Source organism: Paucimonas lemoignei, from assembly GCF_004342585.1.
Classification (GTDB): Bacteria; Pseudomonadota; Gammaproteobacteria; order Burkholderiales; family Burkholderiaceae_D; genus Paucimonas; species Paucimonas lemoignei.
Window position 1 is genome coordinate 56,692 of record NZ_SLZQ01000010.1, and the last position, 12,328, is coordinate 69,019.

Sequence of the window (12,328 nt, forward strand, 5' to 3'; positions counted from 1 at the left end):
CCATGACGCGGGAAGTTTTGCTGAGCTGCCGCGGCCTGGAAGCCGGTTACGGCGCCAGCCAGGTATTGTTCGGACTGGATTTCGACATCGCTGCCGGCGAGGTGGTGGGCCTGCTCGGCCGTAATGGCATGGGCAAGAGCACCACCATCAAGAGCCTGATCGGCGGCTTGCGCCCGCGCAGCGGCACGGTGCGCTTCGGCGGCAAGGATATTCACGGTTTGCCGGCCGATGCGATTGCGCGCCTGGGTATGGCGATCGTGCCGGAAGGGCGGCAATGCTTTCCCAACCTGACCGTGCGCGAGCACCTGGTGGCCTTTGCCGATAACCGCAACGGTCGTCGCGATCCGTGGACGCTTGAGCGCATCTACGGCTTGTTCCCGCGCCTGAAGGAACGTGCCAACCATCTCGGCAACCAGCTTTCCGGCGGCGAGCAGCAGATGCTCGCCATCGGCCGCGCGCTTTCCACCAATCCGCGCCTGCTGATCCTCGATGAAGCCACCGAGGGCCTGGCGCCGGTGATCCGCGCCGAGATCTGGCAGTGCCTGGAGCGCCTCAAGGCCGAAGGTCAGACCACCCTGGTGGTCGACAAGTATGTCGAAAAGCTGGTGCGGCTGGCCGACCGGCACTTCATCCTCGAGCGCGGCCGCGTCGCCTGGCACGGCACCTCCGCCGAGCTGGACGCGGACCGTGCGCTGTGGACGCGCTACCTTGGCGTCTGAATTCCGGCGGAAGGAAGCACAGGAACCCGAGGCGGCGGCGGGCCATCATGCGCTCCTCGTCGGCTTCCATCACCAGCACGTCGAACTTGCCAAGGAAGGCCAGGCGCGTGCAGATCGCTTCGCGCACCTAGCATAGAGAATGCAGGGCCATACCTAGCCAATAGCTGACCATTTGAATTCGCTATTGCTGCCTGTATTGCAGAATTGCAAACCAGGTCTACATTTCATCAATAGTGCGTGCTCACAACGAATAGTTAGTCTTTCCCAAAAGTTGGAGTTTATCAAGAGCGAAAAGATGGCGGGGAAGATGGAGTTTGGTATATTCGTATGGCTTGGCATAAATGCCCATAAACACTTAGGCAGATTGAAACTTTACTGCGGGAAATTTGTCGGAGAGGCTATGTTGCGCTCATGAAAGTGCTTCAAGGGATGCCATCGTTGATGATACGGCAATTTTCGCCGATTAAATGGCCATAAAGAATTTTCAGGATACAGGTGAGGAACCATGCATAAAATAATCAAACCCGCGCTGCTGTTGCTGGCGCTTGCCAGCGCGGCTGCAGCGCAGGCATCGGATGTCAATTTTGGCGTCAGCGTCGGCGGCGAAATGGCGCCCGGCGTGTATGGCCGCGTCAATATCGGTAATACCCGTCCTGCCGTGGTCTATGCGCAACCGGTGGTCATCGTGCCGCCGCCGCGCCCGCTGCAGCCGATTTACATGAATGTGCCGCCAGGCCATGCTAAAAACTGGGGCAAGCATTGCCATCGCTATCATGCTTGTAATCAGCCGGTATATTTCGTGAGGACTGCCGAATATGGCGGTCCTGGTGGCGGCCACCGCGGCGATCATCATCACGATCACCACTATGACAGGCATGACGATCACCATGGTCACGGCAAGGGCCACGGGCATGGCAAGCACAAGCACTGACATGCTATTTGCAGCACGAGAATCTGAAACAATGACGCAACCGGTCAACAATCGCCCGGACACACCCTGCGTGGCGGTGTGCTCCACTCTCTTCGACGATATCTGTCGTGGCTGCGGGCGTACCGCGACGGAAGTCTCGCATTGGGTATCGATGTCCCAGGCCGAGAAGGATGCCGTCTGGGACAGGATCATCCGCGAAGGTTACCCACGGCGGAAAATCTGACTCAGGCCGGCGTCAGTTCTGCCACTGCGCGGTTCTTGCCGGATTGCTTGGCGCGATAAAGCTTTTGATCGGCTTGCTGGATGAAGCTGTTGATATTGCCGTGCCCGGCAACGTGGTGCAGACCGAAACTCATGGTCAGCCGATGCATGATACCGGCCGGACGAAACTCGATGGCGGTGATGGACTTGCACAGCTTGTCCGCCACTTCCTTGGCCAGTTCGGGGGTCGCTTCCGGCAGTAGCACCAAAAATTCCTCCCCGCCCCAGCGGCACACCAGATCATGCTGGCGCAGGTTGTTGCGCAGCGTTTGCCCGATGAGATGCAATGCCTCATCGCCTGCCTGATGACCGTAAGTATCGTTAATGAGTTTGAAGTCATCGACATCGCCGTACAGGATGGCATAGGGGCGTTGATGCCGCAGGTTGCGGCTGTTTTCTTCTTCCAGCCTGTCCAGCATGAAGCGCCGGTTGGGCAAGCCGGTCAGGACATCGGTCTGCGACAGGTGATCCAGTTGCGCGCTCAATCGCAAGAGTTCGTTCTGGCTGCGGCTGCGCGCATACTCATGCAGCGCGATAAACAGCATCAGGGCAAAGTAGGTTGCCGTATAGCGGATCTTGAATTCGAGCGAATAGGGCTGGGTGCCGAGCCAGGAAGGTGGGATGAGAAACACGGTCAGCGCAATGCCGCTCATGGCGGCAATGACGATCAATCCCAGGCGCGCCCGCAGCACGGTAACAGCGGAAGCGGCCATCGGGTAGCCCCAGAGCGCCCCCGTATTTTGAACCGCGCCTGTCCCGACCAGGAAGGCAAACAGGGCCAGCAAACCATAGGCAAATCCATAGCCGGCCCAGTCGTGGTTGCCGGTAAACCGAAATATCAGGATATTGGTAATGGTGATGCCGCAATGGACCAACAAAAAATACGCCAGCAGGTCTTTGCCTTGCACCAGGTCGGCGATGCCGAAAGCCAGCAGGAAGACACTGGACAAGCCATTGCCAAGGTAGAGAAGTAAAGTCCGTCGCTGGACCTCGATCGACTCATAACGCTGGCGAAGCGTAGGGTCTTTATCCTTAGGGATGATGGTCTGCTGTTCTGGCATATTGCCTCGGCTGTCAGTGCTCGCATTTTATCAAAGTCGCTATTGTCTTTAGCAAAAAGACCATGGTTTTGTGCCACTTGCTAGCAATATTTACAGAATTGCTGTAGTGCAATAACTCACTCCGAGGATCGCTTTAAAGCTTGCCTCTCCGAATGGGGAGTAGCAACCCGGGTGGCTAGCCGTTACATTGCACGCACGCCGACATAACCGCTCATCAAGCGGTAAAAACAATACGGCACCCACCCATATTGAAAATAACAAGCAATCTGAGGAGACACCATGAAGACAGGCTTCACGCTTTCCCTTTCCCGTCTGCTGGCCACCGCCGCCATGGCAGTCAGCGCCTTTTCCGCCCAGGCTGCGTGCCTGGACAATGTCGTGCTGGTGCATGGCAATATGGCGTCGCCATCGAGCTGGAACAGCACCGTTTCCGAACTCAAGTCACGCGGCTATACCGATAGCCAGCTGTACCGTCCGAACTGGGGTTCCAAGACTTGCGCAGCTTGTAATTCACACGACACGACCAATACCAATGTCGTCAAATCCTCGCTGCAATCGGCGCTGGCGGCGTCCTGCACCGGCAAGATCGACGTCATCGGCCACTCCATGGGCGTGACCCTGGCGATGAAAGCCATCAACGAGCTGGGTTACTCCGGCAAGGTCAATACCTTCGTCGGTGTGGCGGGTGCACAGCATGGCCTCAATTCCTGCGGCGTGTATCCGTTCAATGTCATATCGTCGACTTGCGGTTCGGCCGGCCTGTCGATCGACAGCCCGCTGATCAAGTCGGTCAAGGGCAAGCGCTATGGTGCCAAAATGTACTCCATCAAGAGCTGGATGGATGAGCTGGTCTGTATCGGCAGCTGCTATGTCTGGGGATCGCATACCAGCAATGTCGACTTGCAGAATGCCACCTATGACTATGCATTGGGCCATCTCGGCCTGCAAACCTACACCACCAGCAAGCAAGCTGAATTGCTGATGAAATAATTCCGGAAAGACCCGCTGCATGCCGCAGCGGGTCTGACTGGTTCTCCTGCAGTACTTCCCGTTTATCCCCAAGTCATCCTCTGGATGCTTGGGGTCTTTTTTTGCTTTGCGACGCCGCAAACCGGCGGTGATTTATTTTCACTATGCGGTTAAGGTGCGCTGCTTTGCGCTATGCTTCGCATTCGCGATAAAGTTCACCTCTTCGATTGCAACGCGGATACTCATGAAATTGACCAAACTGTTTTCCCTATTTTTATTCCTGGCTGCCTGCCTGAGCAGCGTCCACGCCGAAGAGGCGAGCGCCGAGCGTAATTTCTCGACGGCGCACCTGGCTGCCGCCGAGCGCGTGATTTACGCCATGGCGCTGCCGGAACGCTTCATCATTCCGACCAAACAGCTGTTGCAGAACAGCCTGGACAAGGATCCGGACAATGCGCCGCTGATGTCGGCGACCATGAATCCTTACCTGGAAAAGCAATATACCGCGCAGCAGTTGAAAATCTGGTTTGCCAACCAGTTCGACCAGGAGACGTGCAAGCAGATCGCCGCTTTCTGGGAAGGGCCGGTGGGCAAGAAGCTGGTGCGCACGCAGGTGCAGATGCTGACGACTGGTGAAGCGCCGGAACTGGTATTCACGCAAAAGGAAAAGGCATTGATGAAGCGTTTCGATGGCACCAAGGCTGGCAAAGCCTTTCTGGTGGCGATGCCTCAAATCGAAGAGACGTTTGCGGAATACATGAAAGATACGCAGATGCGCATGCGCGAGCAATTCATGATCGAACTGGATAAAAAGCTGCGCCAGGAAGAAGAGAAAAAGCCTTCCACTTAACTAGCTCAGTACCAAAATAGGCAAGCGCGCCAAGTGCCTGCCGGTCCTCACGGCCTGTCCACCTTTCGGTGCACAGGCCGTGCTTGCATTCATTCCTTGCCGCGCTTGAGCTGCTGTTCGAAAGCGGCATCCAGCCGGCTGACTCTCACTTTCTTTTGCGGGCCGGTCCGGTTGACCAGCGCAATGAATTCTTCCTGCGTCAGCTCGTCGCTGATTTTTTCTGGCGCCGCTCCCGGCTTGGCGCGCAGCAGATAGAAAAACCCGCTTGCCGTCATTCCCATCGAATAGCGGTAGTCGGTATCCCGGGTATTGAGCCGCGTCACGGCGGCACTGGCTTTGGTCGAGCGCATGGGTGGTCAGGCAAATAAAGGGGTGACAAAGAAATACCACATTTTTAGTCCGTGCGAATGCCCGCCAAGTTGCGCGACGAGCTCAATATTTCCTCTATGCAATGCAAGTGTGCTATCGTTATTCAGCTGGCGGCCAATAATGATGAGACCTCGTCGCCGTTTCTTCTTAACGAAGCATCCGGGAGTATGTCATGACAGATGCAAACCACTCTTGCGGCAATTGCGAACAGTTGCGCGCGCAGTTGGTCGAAAAAGATGCGGAACTGGCGGAATTGCGTGCCCGCCTGGAAGAGCTTGGCCGTCACGATTCCATGACCGGCGCCCTGAACCGCCGCAGCTTGCTGGAAAGCCTCGTGGCCGAACTGCAGCGCGCACAGCGCACCGGCCATCCGTTTTGTTTCGCGGTGCTGGAGCTGGACCGCTTCAAGGAAGTCAGCGGCCAATATGGCCATGTGGCGGGCGACGCGGTCTTGAAGAAAACCGCGGCTACCGCCGTGAAGCTGCTGCGCACGGTTGACCGCTTCGGCCGCCTGGGCGGCGAATCGTTCGGCATCGTGCTGCCGGCGACATGGCTGGACCAGGGCGTGATTGCCATGGGCCGCTTGAGCAAGGCAGTGGCCGAATGCGACTGGGGCGATACTGCGCCTAGCCTGATGCTGACTTTTTCAGCCGGCATTACGACCAACGCCTTTGGCGACACGGCCGAATCCATGATCAAGCGTGCGGAACAAGCCATGCGCCAGGCACAGGGAGAAGGCGGCGGGCGCACCATCCAGTTGGAAGAGGCGCTGCCGCCTGGGATACCGGCTGCCTGAAGGCGGCATTCGTTCCTGAGGCTGTATACTTGGCGCTCATGCCGGTTTGCGGCATGCCTTTAGGAGCTTTGCAGCCAATGATAGAAAACCGCCTGGTCGACATCGAGATCAAGCTGGCGCGTCAGGAAGACCTGGTCGATACATTGAATCAGACCATTTACCGCCAGCAAAAGAAAATCGACGAACTCGAAGCCCTCTGCACTGCGCTCGCGCGCCGCCTGCAGGAATTACAGCAAACCGCCAGCGAGCGTGGCCCGGCGCATGAAATTCCGCCGCATTACTGACTTCAAATTCCCTTCACCTCTGGCGGCATGGTGTCCTTCTCGCCAGCCGAAACAAGCAGCGTAAACTTGTTGTAAGGCAGTATCGTTGCCTTTCAGCGGTGAACTCCCGTCGTATTCCCTTGTCGATTGAACACTTGCTGCGCACCGGATGAGCCGGATGCGCGCGTTCTGTGTGCAGCTTTTCCTGGATTGCGCGCCTGTTATAGGCAATCTTGCAGACTGGCAAATAGTAAGAGCTGCGATATAGGGAGTGCTATGAGTCACTTATCGAAATCCCTGAGCGGCATGCTGCTGCTGTTTCCTTTGACTATCTGTGCAGCCCATGCCCAGGTTTTTCCCACCACGACGCAGCGCCCATTGCCGGGTGCCGGTGGCATGGTGAATTCGCCGCAAGCCGGCTCCGGGACGGGGACCGGCACCCCGGTGCAGCAGGGACGCCCTGCCGTGACTGCGACGCCCGGCGGGGTTGGCAGCCAAAGCAGTGGCAGTAATGGCGCCGGCAATCAGGGGGCGCCGAACCAGACGGGCATCAATCCACGTGCTCCCAACCCGACTGCATCGACTAACCAGCATGTGCCAGCTCAGGGACGGACCATGCAAGGCGGCTCGAACCAATCCCGGGGCAATCAATCCAGCGGCGATCAGGGCGGCACCCAGGCCAGCGGCGTGCCGACCGGGCCCGGGCAGGCAGGCGCGGGAGCGGCAGCGGCAGCACCGCAAGGCGGACAACCGCCGGCCACACCGGCTTCGGCAGCGCCGGCGCCACCGCCACCGGCCATCCAGCCGCAGTCGCTGGGCATGCCAGGCGGTGGCAGTGGCGCGGCAGTGGTAGTCGTGCCGCAAGGCGCCAAGCGTATTCCGGCGCAAGTGACCTTGCAGCGCCCGCAAAAATCATCACGGGTCGCGCCGCATGCATCCAAGTCCCGCCATGGCGAACGCACCCGTAGCGCCAAGGGGCATGGCCAGGAATCCAGTGGTACTGGGCAGGGCTCAAGTCGTGCAGGAAAGGGGTCTAGCGGTACTGGGAAGGGATCCGGCAGCACCGGATGTTAGTAAGCACTAATTCGCGGCGCAACCGTAGATAGACGCAGCACGGCAAGTATCCATTGCGCTTTCACGCCATTCCTTATACCCGGCTCTTGTCGTCACGCCTGGATGCCCGGTTTGCGCGACGCCGCTCTTGCGCATGTTCCGAGTAAGGCCGCCGTTCCGGCTCCGGATCGCGGTCGTCTTCGTCGTGCTCGGCATCGAAGGGGAATGACTCGATCTCGTCGTACTCTTCTTCATATTCATCGGCCTTGCCATTGCGGCTGCCTGCAGCGATGCCGGTGCGGGCCTTCAGGTAGTCGGCTTTGGGTCTGGAGATTTTCGTCATGGTCGCGCCCTCCGTCCCTGAGACTGCCGCCACTGCGCCGAGTTCATGGCTGACGCCGCGGACATGATCGGCGTATCATGCCATTTTGACTTTCGCTCCCGCTGTCACGAGTATGTCCACAAATGCGACCCTGCCGCTGTTTCCACCCATTGAACCGTACCGCAGCGGCACGCTGGCTGTCGACGATCGCCATACGATTTACTGGGAAGAGTGCGGCAATCCGCAGGGGCAGCCGGTCTTGTTTCTGCATGGCGGGCCGGGCGCGGGGTTGTCGCCCAAGCACCGCCGCTATTTCGATCCGGCGCATTACCGCATCGTGCTGTTCGACCAGCGCGGCGCCGGCCGCTCGACACCATTGGGCGAATACCGCGACAACACCACGCCCTTGCTGATTGCCGATATCGAGCGCTTGCGTACCATGCTGAATATCGAGCGCTGGCTGGTATTCGGCGGCTCGTGGGGTTCGACGCTGGCGCTGGCTTATGGCCAGGCGCATCCAGAAGCCTGTAGCGGCTTCGTGCTGCGCGGGATCTTTTTGTGCACGCCGGAAGAAATCGACTGGTTCATGAATGGCATGCGCTGGTTTTTCCCTGAAGTGCATGAGGAATTCGTGCGCCAGATCCCGCCGCAAGAGCGGGGCGACTTGCTGCAAGCCTTTGCGCGACGATTGTTCGGCGACGATGAAGCGGCATGCCTGCGCGCCGCGCGCGCCTGGGGCCGGTACGAGGGAAGCTGCCTGTACCTGCTGCCACAGCCGGACCTGGTGGATGACTTTGCCACAGAAACCACCAGCATCGGCGTGGGCCGCCTGGAAGCGCATTATTTTCTGAATGCCGGATTTTTCAGCGAGGACCAGCTCATCCGCAATGTCGGGCGCATCCGCCACCTGCCGGCGGTGATTGTGCAGGGGCGCTACGACATGGTGTGCCCGCCCTTATCGGCTTACCGCCTGCACCAGGCATGGCCGGAAGCGGCATTCCACATGATTCCCGATGCCGGCCATGCCGGCCTGGAGCCGGGCATTGCGCGGGCTCTGGTCACGGCGACGGAACAATTCAAGCTGCAGGGCCGTTTTTATTAGACGGCCGCGCATCGCCATGCTTGCGCTTTAGGATTTCCGCACGCATTTCGCGAAACTGTTCCTGTACCTCGTTGCCGATGAACTTGGTGCCCACCACGGGCGGGACCCACACCGATGGGATCGATTCGCCGTGAAATTCCACGCGCGTGCCGCTGCTTTCCGAACTCAGTTGCGTGGCGCCATCCATTTTCTGCATATTGCCGGACAACAGGCGCGAGCGAATCGTCGAATGCGGCATCAGCTCGACTTCGCGCACCGATTCAAAGGCGAAGCTGAACATGCCGCGCGCCGCCTTGCCGATTTGCGCCACCTGCAGCTTGTTGCCGCTGCGGCTGATCACTTTGCTCGACTGCAGGTTGGAGATGAATTCGCTCATATGATCGAAGTCCGTCAAGACATTCCAGGCGTCCTGCTGTGTGGCGGCGACGCTGAAGCTCACATCCACCACGATCATGTCGCCATTCTTGTGCACCGATACCGTGACATCACGTTCGGGCTCCGCTTCCGAACCCAGCGCCGCAGGAAGCGCACAGCAAAGCAGCAATAAACAGGCGAGGCGCAGGAGCCGGATAAACCGGAAAGCGGGTAAACCGACAATGTAGGTAGGCATGGGCGACTCAATCGATGGGATGCCGAAAGTTATCATTACCGCAAGTTGCACTCAAGTCTTTTGCGAGGGACGCAAGCTACATGCCGCTTGTTGAGGCCATGTTTCGGATGCCTTGCGATGCGCACCGGCTTGTCTCTACAATGCATCCTCGCGACACCTGATTGGCAATTCGCCAATATTTCCTATGGGAACTATTTTGGGTTATCCTGATCTTAACAAGGCGGCCACAGGGACGCACATTTCAGCATGCATGTTTACGAACTGCCGCGGCCGGTTCATCCAGCAGCCGCCAAGAACAAGGTCACATATGAAAACCAGATTGAGCCTGCTTTGTATCGCCGCGATCCTGGCCGGCTGCGCCAGTGACAGTCTGCCGCTTGCCGGTACGCCTGCCTACCAGGGTGGCCCACCGGGCGGCTCCGTTTCCGCCAGTCTGCAAGCGTACAAGATCGCGTTGGCAAACCGTATCGCCGCCGTCAATAGCGACAAGATGTACACGGGCCGGCCGCAAGCGCTGCTGCGTTCGGTCGTGGTGGTGAAGTATGTGGTGGATGGCGATGGCCGGCTCTTGCGTTCGGAAATCATGCGCTCCAACCGTGACCGCAGCACCGAAGCCACCGCGCTGGCGACGCTGCGCAACAGCGCGCCTTTCCCGCGCCCGGATGCGCACCTGATGCGGCATGGCCGCCTGGAACTGGCCGAAACCTGGCTATTCAATAACGATGGCCGCTTCCAGCTTCGCAGCACGGCGCAACGTCAGATCGATGAATAAATTAGTCAAACATGGTGTCAGCGCGGCTTGACGATCACGGTGACTTTCTGCAGGATGCCGCTTTCGAATCGGCAAGAAAGTCTTCATGAGCTTAAGCTGGATGTTCAATACCCTGGTCGGCACGATCTTGCTGCCGCCGCTGAATCTGGTTCTCCTTACCGCATTGGGACTCTGGCTGGCGCGCAAGCGCCCGCGGCTTGGCCTTTCCCTGAGCGCATGCACCCTGGCCATCTTGACCGTGTTTAGCACGGGCGTCGGCGCGCGCCTGCTCGCCCGCCCGCTGGAAAATCAAAATCCGGCGCTGACCTCCACGGCAAACCTCGATGCGCAAGCGATCGTCGTGCTGGGCGGCGGACGCATCTGGGATTCGCCCGAGTATGGCGGCCAGGATATCCCCAAGATGACCACGCTAGGTCGTCTGCGTTACGGCGCCTATCTGCAGCGCGCCACCGGCTTGCCCGTCCTGGTTACAGGCGGCGCGCCGGATGGCCGAACCGGCAGCGAAGCGGAGATGATGGCCCGCGTGCTGCAAGATGAAATGCATGTGCCGGTCAAATGGATCGAAAATGCCTCCGACAATACGGCGCAAAATGCGCAGTATTCCGCCAAGATCCTGCAGGAGGCGGGCATCCAGAAGATCGCGCTGGTCACCGATGCCTTGCACATGCCGCGCGCGCGACGCGCCTTCGAGGAATCCGGTCTGACCGTCGTGCCGGCTCCCACGGCCTTTGCGACCACCGAACATACCTCGCTCAAGGCTTGGTTGCCGGGCGCTACCGGCATGCAAGTCAGTTACTATGCCATGCATGAGTGGCTGGGCTTGCTCTGGTACCGGTTGCATCGCCAAAGTCCTCCCACATTCAGGTTTTCGGCTAAGTAACTACTTACTGCCAGACGTGGTCCAGATAAATTCAGCCGGCATTTTGCTTTGCGCTTGATGAAGGTAAATGCGGGAAATGGCGCTGCCCGGCTTGCCGGCAATAGCTGTGCTGAGTATGATGAGACCGACAACTTCATTTCTATACGGAGATCAGCATGACTGCTTCCAGCTACAAAACTGTGCGCAACGATATGAAAAGCCTGGTGCGCGATGCCCAGCAATTGTTCCGCGAAGCCAGCGTAGCCACCGGTGAGCGTGCCGATGAATTGCGTGCCAAAGGACAGGAATTGCTCGACAGCGCTGCCCAACGCGCGCAGGAATTGCAAACCGCCGCCATGGAAACCGGCAAGGAATTCGCCAGCCATACCGACAGCTATGTCAAGGACAACCCGTGGAAGGCCGTGGCCATTTCCGCTGGCGTCGGCCTCGTGGTCGGCATGCTGATCGGCCGTAAGTAAGCCGGTCGCATGCAATTCAACTCGACTCAGGCGGCCGAAGACGAGCCGCTGCGCCCCGGTTTTTTGGCCGGCTTGGCGGGAATGGGGCGCAATCTCCTTGGATTGCTGCTGTGCCGGATCGAACTGGCAGCCCTTGAACTGGCCGATGTGCGCGCCGCCTTGCTGAAGCTGGCGGTCGTCTTTGCCATCGGCATACTGACGGCTTTTTTTGCGCTGGCTTGCTGGACCGGGCTGGTGGTGATGCTGGCATGGGATAGCCTGGGCTGGAAGATTCTTGCCATCGTCGCCGTCTTCTACACGCTCGTTTGCCTGGGAGTCGGGATGTATGCGCGCACGCTGCTGCGCGATGACCGGCTATCGCTGCCGCTGACCATGGCGGAATTGCGCAACGACCGCGACGCCCTGCAGTGAAATCATCATGAAACCAATTGACCGCAAACAGGAGCTGGTGGCGCAAGCCGCGATCCATCGCCAGCGCGTGGAACAAGCCCGTGAGACGCTGGTGGCCGGCATACGTCCGGCGACGCTGATGAAAGGCGTCGGCGGGCTGGCACTGACGGGCTTGGCCCTGCTGCGCAGCCGCAAGGAAGAGCCGAGCCCGGCAGGCCTGACGTCACTGTTGCCGGTGCTGGCGCCGCTGGCGCTGAAAGGCATTTCCCTGGTCGGAAAAAAGGCGAAGTCGCCCAAACCGACGATGCGGCAATTGTTATTGGTTGGTGCGCTCGGCGCGGTGACGGCGTTTGCCGTGAAAAAGGCGGTGGCGCGGCGTCGCGCCAAGTAAGCCCGATAAGCTTGATTCCGTCTGCGGCAGGCTTGCCGTGGACAATTTCTTCGTCTGGCCGGCCGGGCTTTCCGGCAACTCCTCTATACCTGTTGCAATTTTAGAACTTCCCTTGGCGTTGGCCGTCGATA

General features: G+C 59.1%; 18 protein-coding genes. 14 read left to right on the forward strand and 4 right to left on the reverse strand.

Annotated elements, in window-relative coordinates:
* The first annotated feature begins 2 nt into the window (after positions 1–2).
* The 3 genes from EDC30_RS14660 to EDC30_RS14670 all read left to right on the forward strand — a co-directional run bounded on the left by EDC30_RS14660 (position 3) and on the right by EDC30_RS14670 (position 1,873).
* Positions 3–719 carry an ABC transporter ATP-binding protein gene (locus EDC30_RS14660; protein ID WP_132259597.1) on the forward strand — a complete coding sequence of 239 codons (717 nt, stop codon included), beginning with the start codon at positions 3–5 and terminating at the stop codon, positions 717–719.
* Between the two features lie 505 nt (positions 720–1,224).
* Complete coding sequence (locus EDC30_RS14665) at positions 1,225–1,650, forward strand: hypothetical protein (RefSeq protein WP_132259598.1); 426 nt, start codon at positions 1,225–1,227, stop codon at positions 1,648–1,650.
* A 1-nt stretch (position 1,651) separates the two neighbouring features.
* Positions 1,652–1,873: a DUF1289 domain-containing protein gene (locus tag EDC30_RS14670; RefSeq protein WP_341539873.1), complete on the forward strand. Its 222-nt coding sequence runs from the start codon at positions 1,652–1,654 to the stop codon at positions 1,871–1,873.
* A gap of 1 nt (position 1,874) precedes the next feature.
* Here EDC30_RS14670 and EDC30_RS14675 read toward each other — a convergent pair whose 3' ends face one another.
* Complete coding sequence (locus EDC30_RS14675) at positions 1,875–2,972, reverse strand: GGDEF domain-containing protein (protein ID WP_132259600.1); 1,098 nt, start codon at positions 2,970–2,972, stop codon at positions 1,875–1,877.
* A gap of 279 nt (positions 2,973–3,251) precedes the next feature.
* On the opposite strand from EDC30_RS14675, the gene EDC30_RS14680 reads away from it, so the two are divergent.
* Together EDC30_RS14680 and EDC30_RS14685 are read left to right on the forward strand one after the other, a co-directional pair.
* On the forward strand, positions 3,252–3,962 hold the full coding sequence (locus tag EDC30_RS14680) for an alpha/beta fold hydrolase (RefSeq protein WP_132259601.1): 711 nt from the start codon (positions 3,252–3,254) through the stop codon (positions 3,960–3,962).
* Positions 3,963–4,185: 223 nt separating this feature from the next.
* A complete protein-coding gene (locus EDC30_RS14685) occupies positions 4,186–4,791 on the forward strand; it encodes a DUF2059 domain-containing protein (RefSeq protein WP_132259602.1) in 606 nt (201 codons plus the stop codon).
* Between the two features lie 89 nt (positions 4,792–4,880).
* Here the strand turns inward: EDC30_RS14685 and EDC30_RS14690 are convergent, their stop codons facing one another.
* On the reverse strand, positions 4,881–5,141 hold the full coding sequence (locus tag EDC30_RS14690) for a hypothetical protein (protein ID WP_132259603.1): 261 nt from the start codon (positions 5,139–5,141) through the stop codon (positions 4,881–4,883).
* A 191-nt stretch (positions 5,142–5,332) separates the two neighbouring features.
* Between EDC30_RS14690 and EDC30_RS14695 the strand changes: the two genes are divergently transcribed.
* From EDC30_RS14695 to EDC30_RS14705, 3 genes are all read left to right on the forward strand, one after another.
* Complete coding sequence (locus EDC30_RS14695; RefSeq protein WP_132259604.1) at positions 5,333–5,956, forward strand: GGDEF domain-containing protein; 624 nt, start codon at positions 5,333–5,335, stop codon at positions 5,954–5,956.
* 77 nt (positions 5,957–6,033) lie between these two features.
* The gene (locus EDC30_RS14700; protein ID WP_132259605.1) at positions 6,034–6,240 is read left to right on the forward strand and encodes a SlyX family protein; all 207 of its coding nucleotides are present in this window, start codon (positions 6,034–6,036) and stop codon (positions 6,238–6,240) included.
* A gap of 255 nt (positions 6,241–6,495) precedes the next feature.
* Positions 6,496–7,293 carry a hypothetical protein gene (locus EDC30_RS14705; protein WP_132259606.1) on the forward strand — a complete coding sequence of 266 codons (798 nt, stop codon included), beginning with the start codon at positions 6,496–6,498 and terminating at the stop codon, positions 7,291–7,293.
* 73 nt (positions 7,294–7,366) lie between these two features.
* Here the strand turns inward: EDC30_RS14705 and EDC30_RS14710 are convergent, their stop codons facing one another.
* On the reverse strand, positions 7,367–7,615 hold the full coding sequence (locus EDC30_RS14710) for a hypothetical protein (protein ID WP_132259607.1): 249 nt from the start codon (positions 7,613–7,615) through the stop codon (positions 7,367–7,369).
* Between the two features lie 112 nt (positions 7,616–7,727).
* Between EDC30_RS14710 and pip the strand changes: the two genes are divergently transcribed.
* Positions 7,728–8,696, forward strand: a complete 969-nt coding sequence (gene pip / locus EDC30_RS14715) for a prolyl aminopeptidase (protein ID WP_132259608.1) — start codon at positions 7,728–7,730, stop codon at positions 8,694–8,696.
* On the opposite strand, the gene EDC30_RS14720 is transcribed toward pip, so the two are convergent.
* Positions 8,671–9,306: an SRPBCC family protein gene (locus EDC30_RS14720; RefSeq protein WP_207907292.1), complete on the reverse strand. Its 636-nt coding sequence runs from the start codon at positions 9,304–9,306 to the stop codon at positions 8,671–8,673. The genes pip and EDC30_RS14720 overlap by 26 nt on opposite strands.
* Positions 9,307–9,613: 307 nt before the next feature.
* Between EDC30_RS14720 and EDC30_RS14725 the strand changes: the two genes are divergently transcribed.
* From EDC30_RS14725 to EDC30_RS14745, 5 genes are all read left to right on the forward strand, one after another.
* A complete protein-coding gene (locus EDC30_RS14725) occupies positions 9,614–10,078 on the forward strand; it encodes a hypothetical protein (protein ID WP_132259609.1) in 465 nt (154 codons plus the stop codon).
* Between the two features lie 85 nt (positions 10,079–10,163).
* A complete protein-coding gene (locus EDC30_RS14730) occupies positions 10,164–10,958 on the forward strand; it encodes a YdcF family protein (RefSeq protein ID WP_132259610.1) in 795 nt (264 codons plus the stop codon).
* A gap of 155 nt (positions 10,959–11,113) precedes the next feature.
* A complete protein-coding gene (locus tag EDC30_RS14735) occupies positions 11,114–11,416 on the forward strand; it encodes an ElaB/YgaM/YqjD family protein (RefSeq protein ID WP_132259611.1) in 303 nt (100 codons plus the stop codon).
* Between the two features lie 9 nt (positions 11,417–11,425).
* On the forward strand, positions 11,426–11,827 hold the full coding sequence (locus tag EDC30_RS14740) for a phage holin family protein (RefSeq protein ID WP_132259612.1): 402 nt from the start codon (positions 11,426–11,428) through the stop codon (positions 11,825–11,827).
* Positions 11,828–11,834: 7 nt separating this feature from the next.
* Complete coding sequence (locus EDC30_RS14745) at positions 11,835–12,197, forward strand: hypothetical protein (RefSeq protein WP_132259613.1); 363 nt, start codon at positions 11,835–11,837, stop codon at positions 12,195–12,197.
* Positions 12,198–12,328: the final 131 nt, after the last annotated feature.

Bases quoted from the DNA above. Each gene is read 5' to 3' on its own strand.
- EDC30_RS14695 (WP_132259604.1), top strand. From the start codon at position 5,333: ATGACAGATGCAAACCACTCTTGCGGCAATTGCGAACAGTTGCGCGCG.
- EDC30_RS14670 (WP_341539873.1), top strand. From the start codon at position 1,652: ATGCTATTTGCAGCACGAGAATCTGAAACAATGACGCAACCGGTCAAC.
- EDC30_RS14725 (WP_132259609.1), top strand. From the start codon at position 9,614: ATGAAAACCAGATTGAGCCTGCTTTGTATCGCCGCGATCCTGGCCGGC.
- EDC30_RS14690 (WP_132259603.1), bottom strand. From the start codon at position 5,141: ATGCGCTCGACCAAAGCCAGTGCCGCCGTGACGCGGCTCAATACCCGG.
- EDC30_RS14735 (WP_132259611.1), top strand. From the start codon at position 11,114: ATGACTGCTTCCAGCTACAAAACTGTGCGCAACGATATGAAAAGCCTG.
- pip (WP_132259608.1), top strand. From the start codon at position 7,728: ATGTCCACAAATGCGACCCTGCCGCTGTTTCCACCCATTGAACCGTAC.
- EDC30_RS14740 (WP_132259612.1), top strand. From the start codon at position 11,426: ATGCAATTCAACTCGACTCAGGCGGCCGAAGACGAGCCGCTGCGCCCC.
- EDC30_RS14685 (WP_132259602.1), top strand. From the start codon at position 4,186: ATGAAATTGACCAAACTGTTTTCCCTATTTTTATTCCTGGCTGCCTGC.
- EDC30_RS14680 (WP_132259601.1), top strand. From the start codon at position 3,252: ATGAAGACAGGCTTCACGCTTTCCCTTTCCCGTCTGCTGGCCACCGCC.
- EDC30_RS14675 (WP_132259600.1), bottom strand. From the start codon at position 2,972: ATGCCAGAACAGCAGACCATCATCCCTAAGGATAAAGACCCTACGCTT.
- EDC30_RS14700 (WP_132259605.1), top strand. From the start codon at position 6,034: ATGATAGAAAACCGCCTGGTCGACATCGAGATCAAGCTGGCGCGTCAG.
- EDC30_RS14745 (WP_132259613.1), top strand. From the start codon at position 11,835: ATGAAACCAATTGACCGCAAACAGGAGCTGGTGGCGCAAGCCGCGATC.
- EDC30_RS14660 (WP_132259597.1), top strand. From the start codon at position 3: ATGACGCGGGAAGTTTTGCTGAGCTGCCGCGGCCTGGAAGCCGGTTAC.
- EDC30_RS14730 (WP_132259610.1), top strand. From the start codon at position 10,164: ATGAGCTTAAGCTGGATGTTCAATACCCTGGTCGGCACGATCTTGCTG.
- EDC30_RS14720 (WP_207907292.1), bottom strand. From the start codon at position 9,306: ATGCCTACCTACATTGTCGGTTTACCCGCTTTCCGGTTTATCCGGCTC.
- EDC30_RS14705 (WP_132259606.1), top strand. From the start codon at position 6,496: ATGAGTCACTTATCGAAATCCCTGAGCGGCATGCTGCTGCTGTTTCCT.
- EDC30_RS14710 (WP_132259607.1), bottom strand. From the start codon at position 7,615: ATGACGAAAATCTCCAGACCCAAAGCCGACTACCTGAAGGCCCGCACC.
- EDC30_RS14665 (WP_132259598.1), top strand. From the start codon at position 1,225: ATGCATAAAATAATCAAACCCGCGCTGCTGTTGCTGGCGCTTGCCAGC.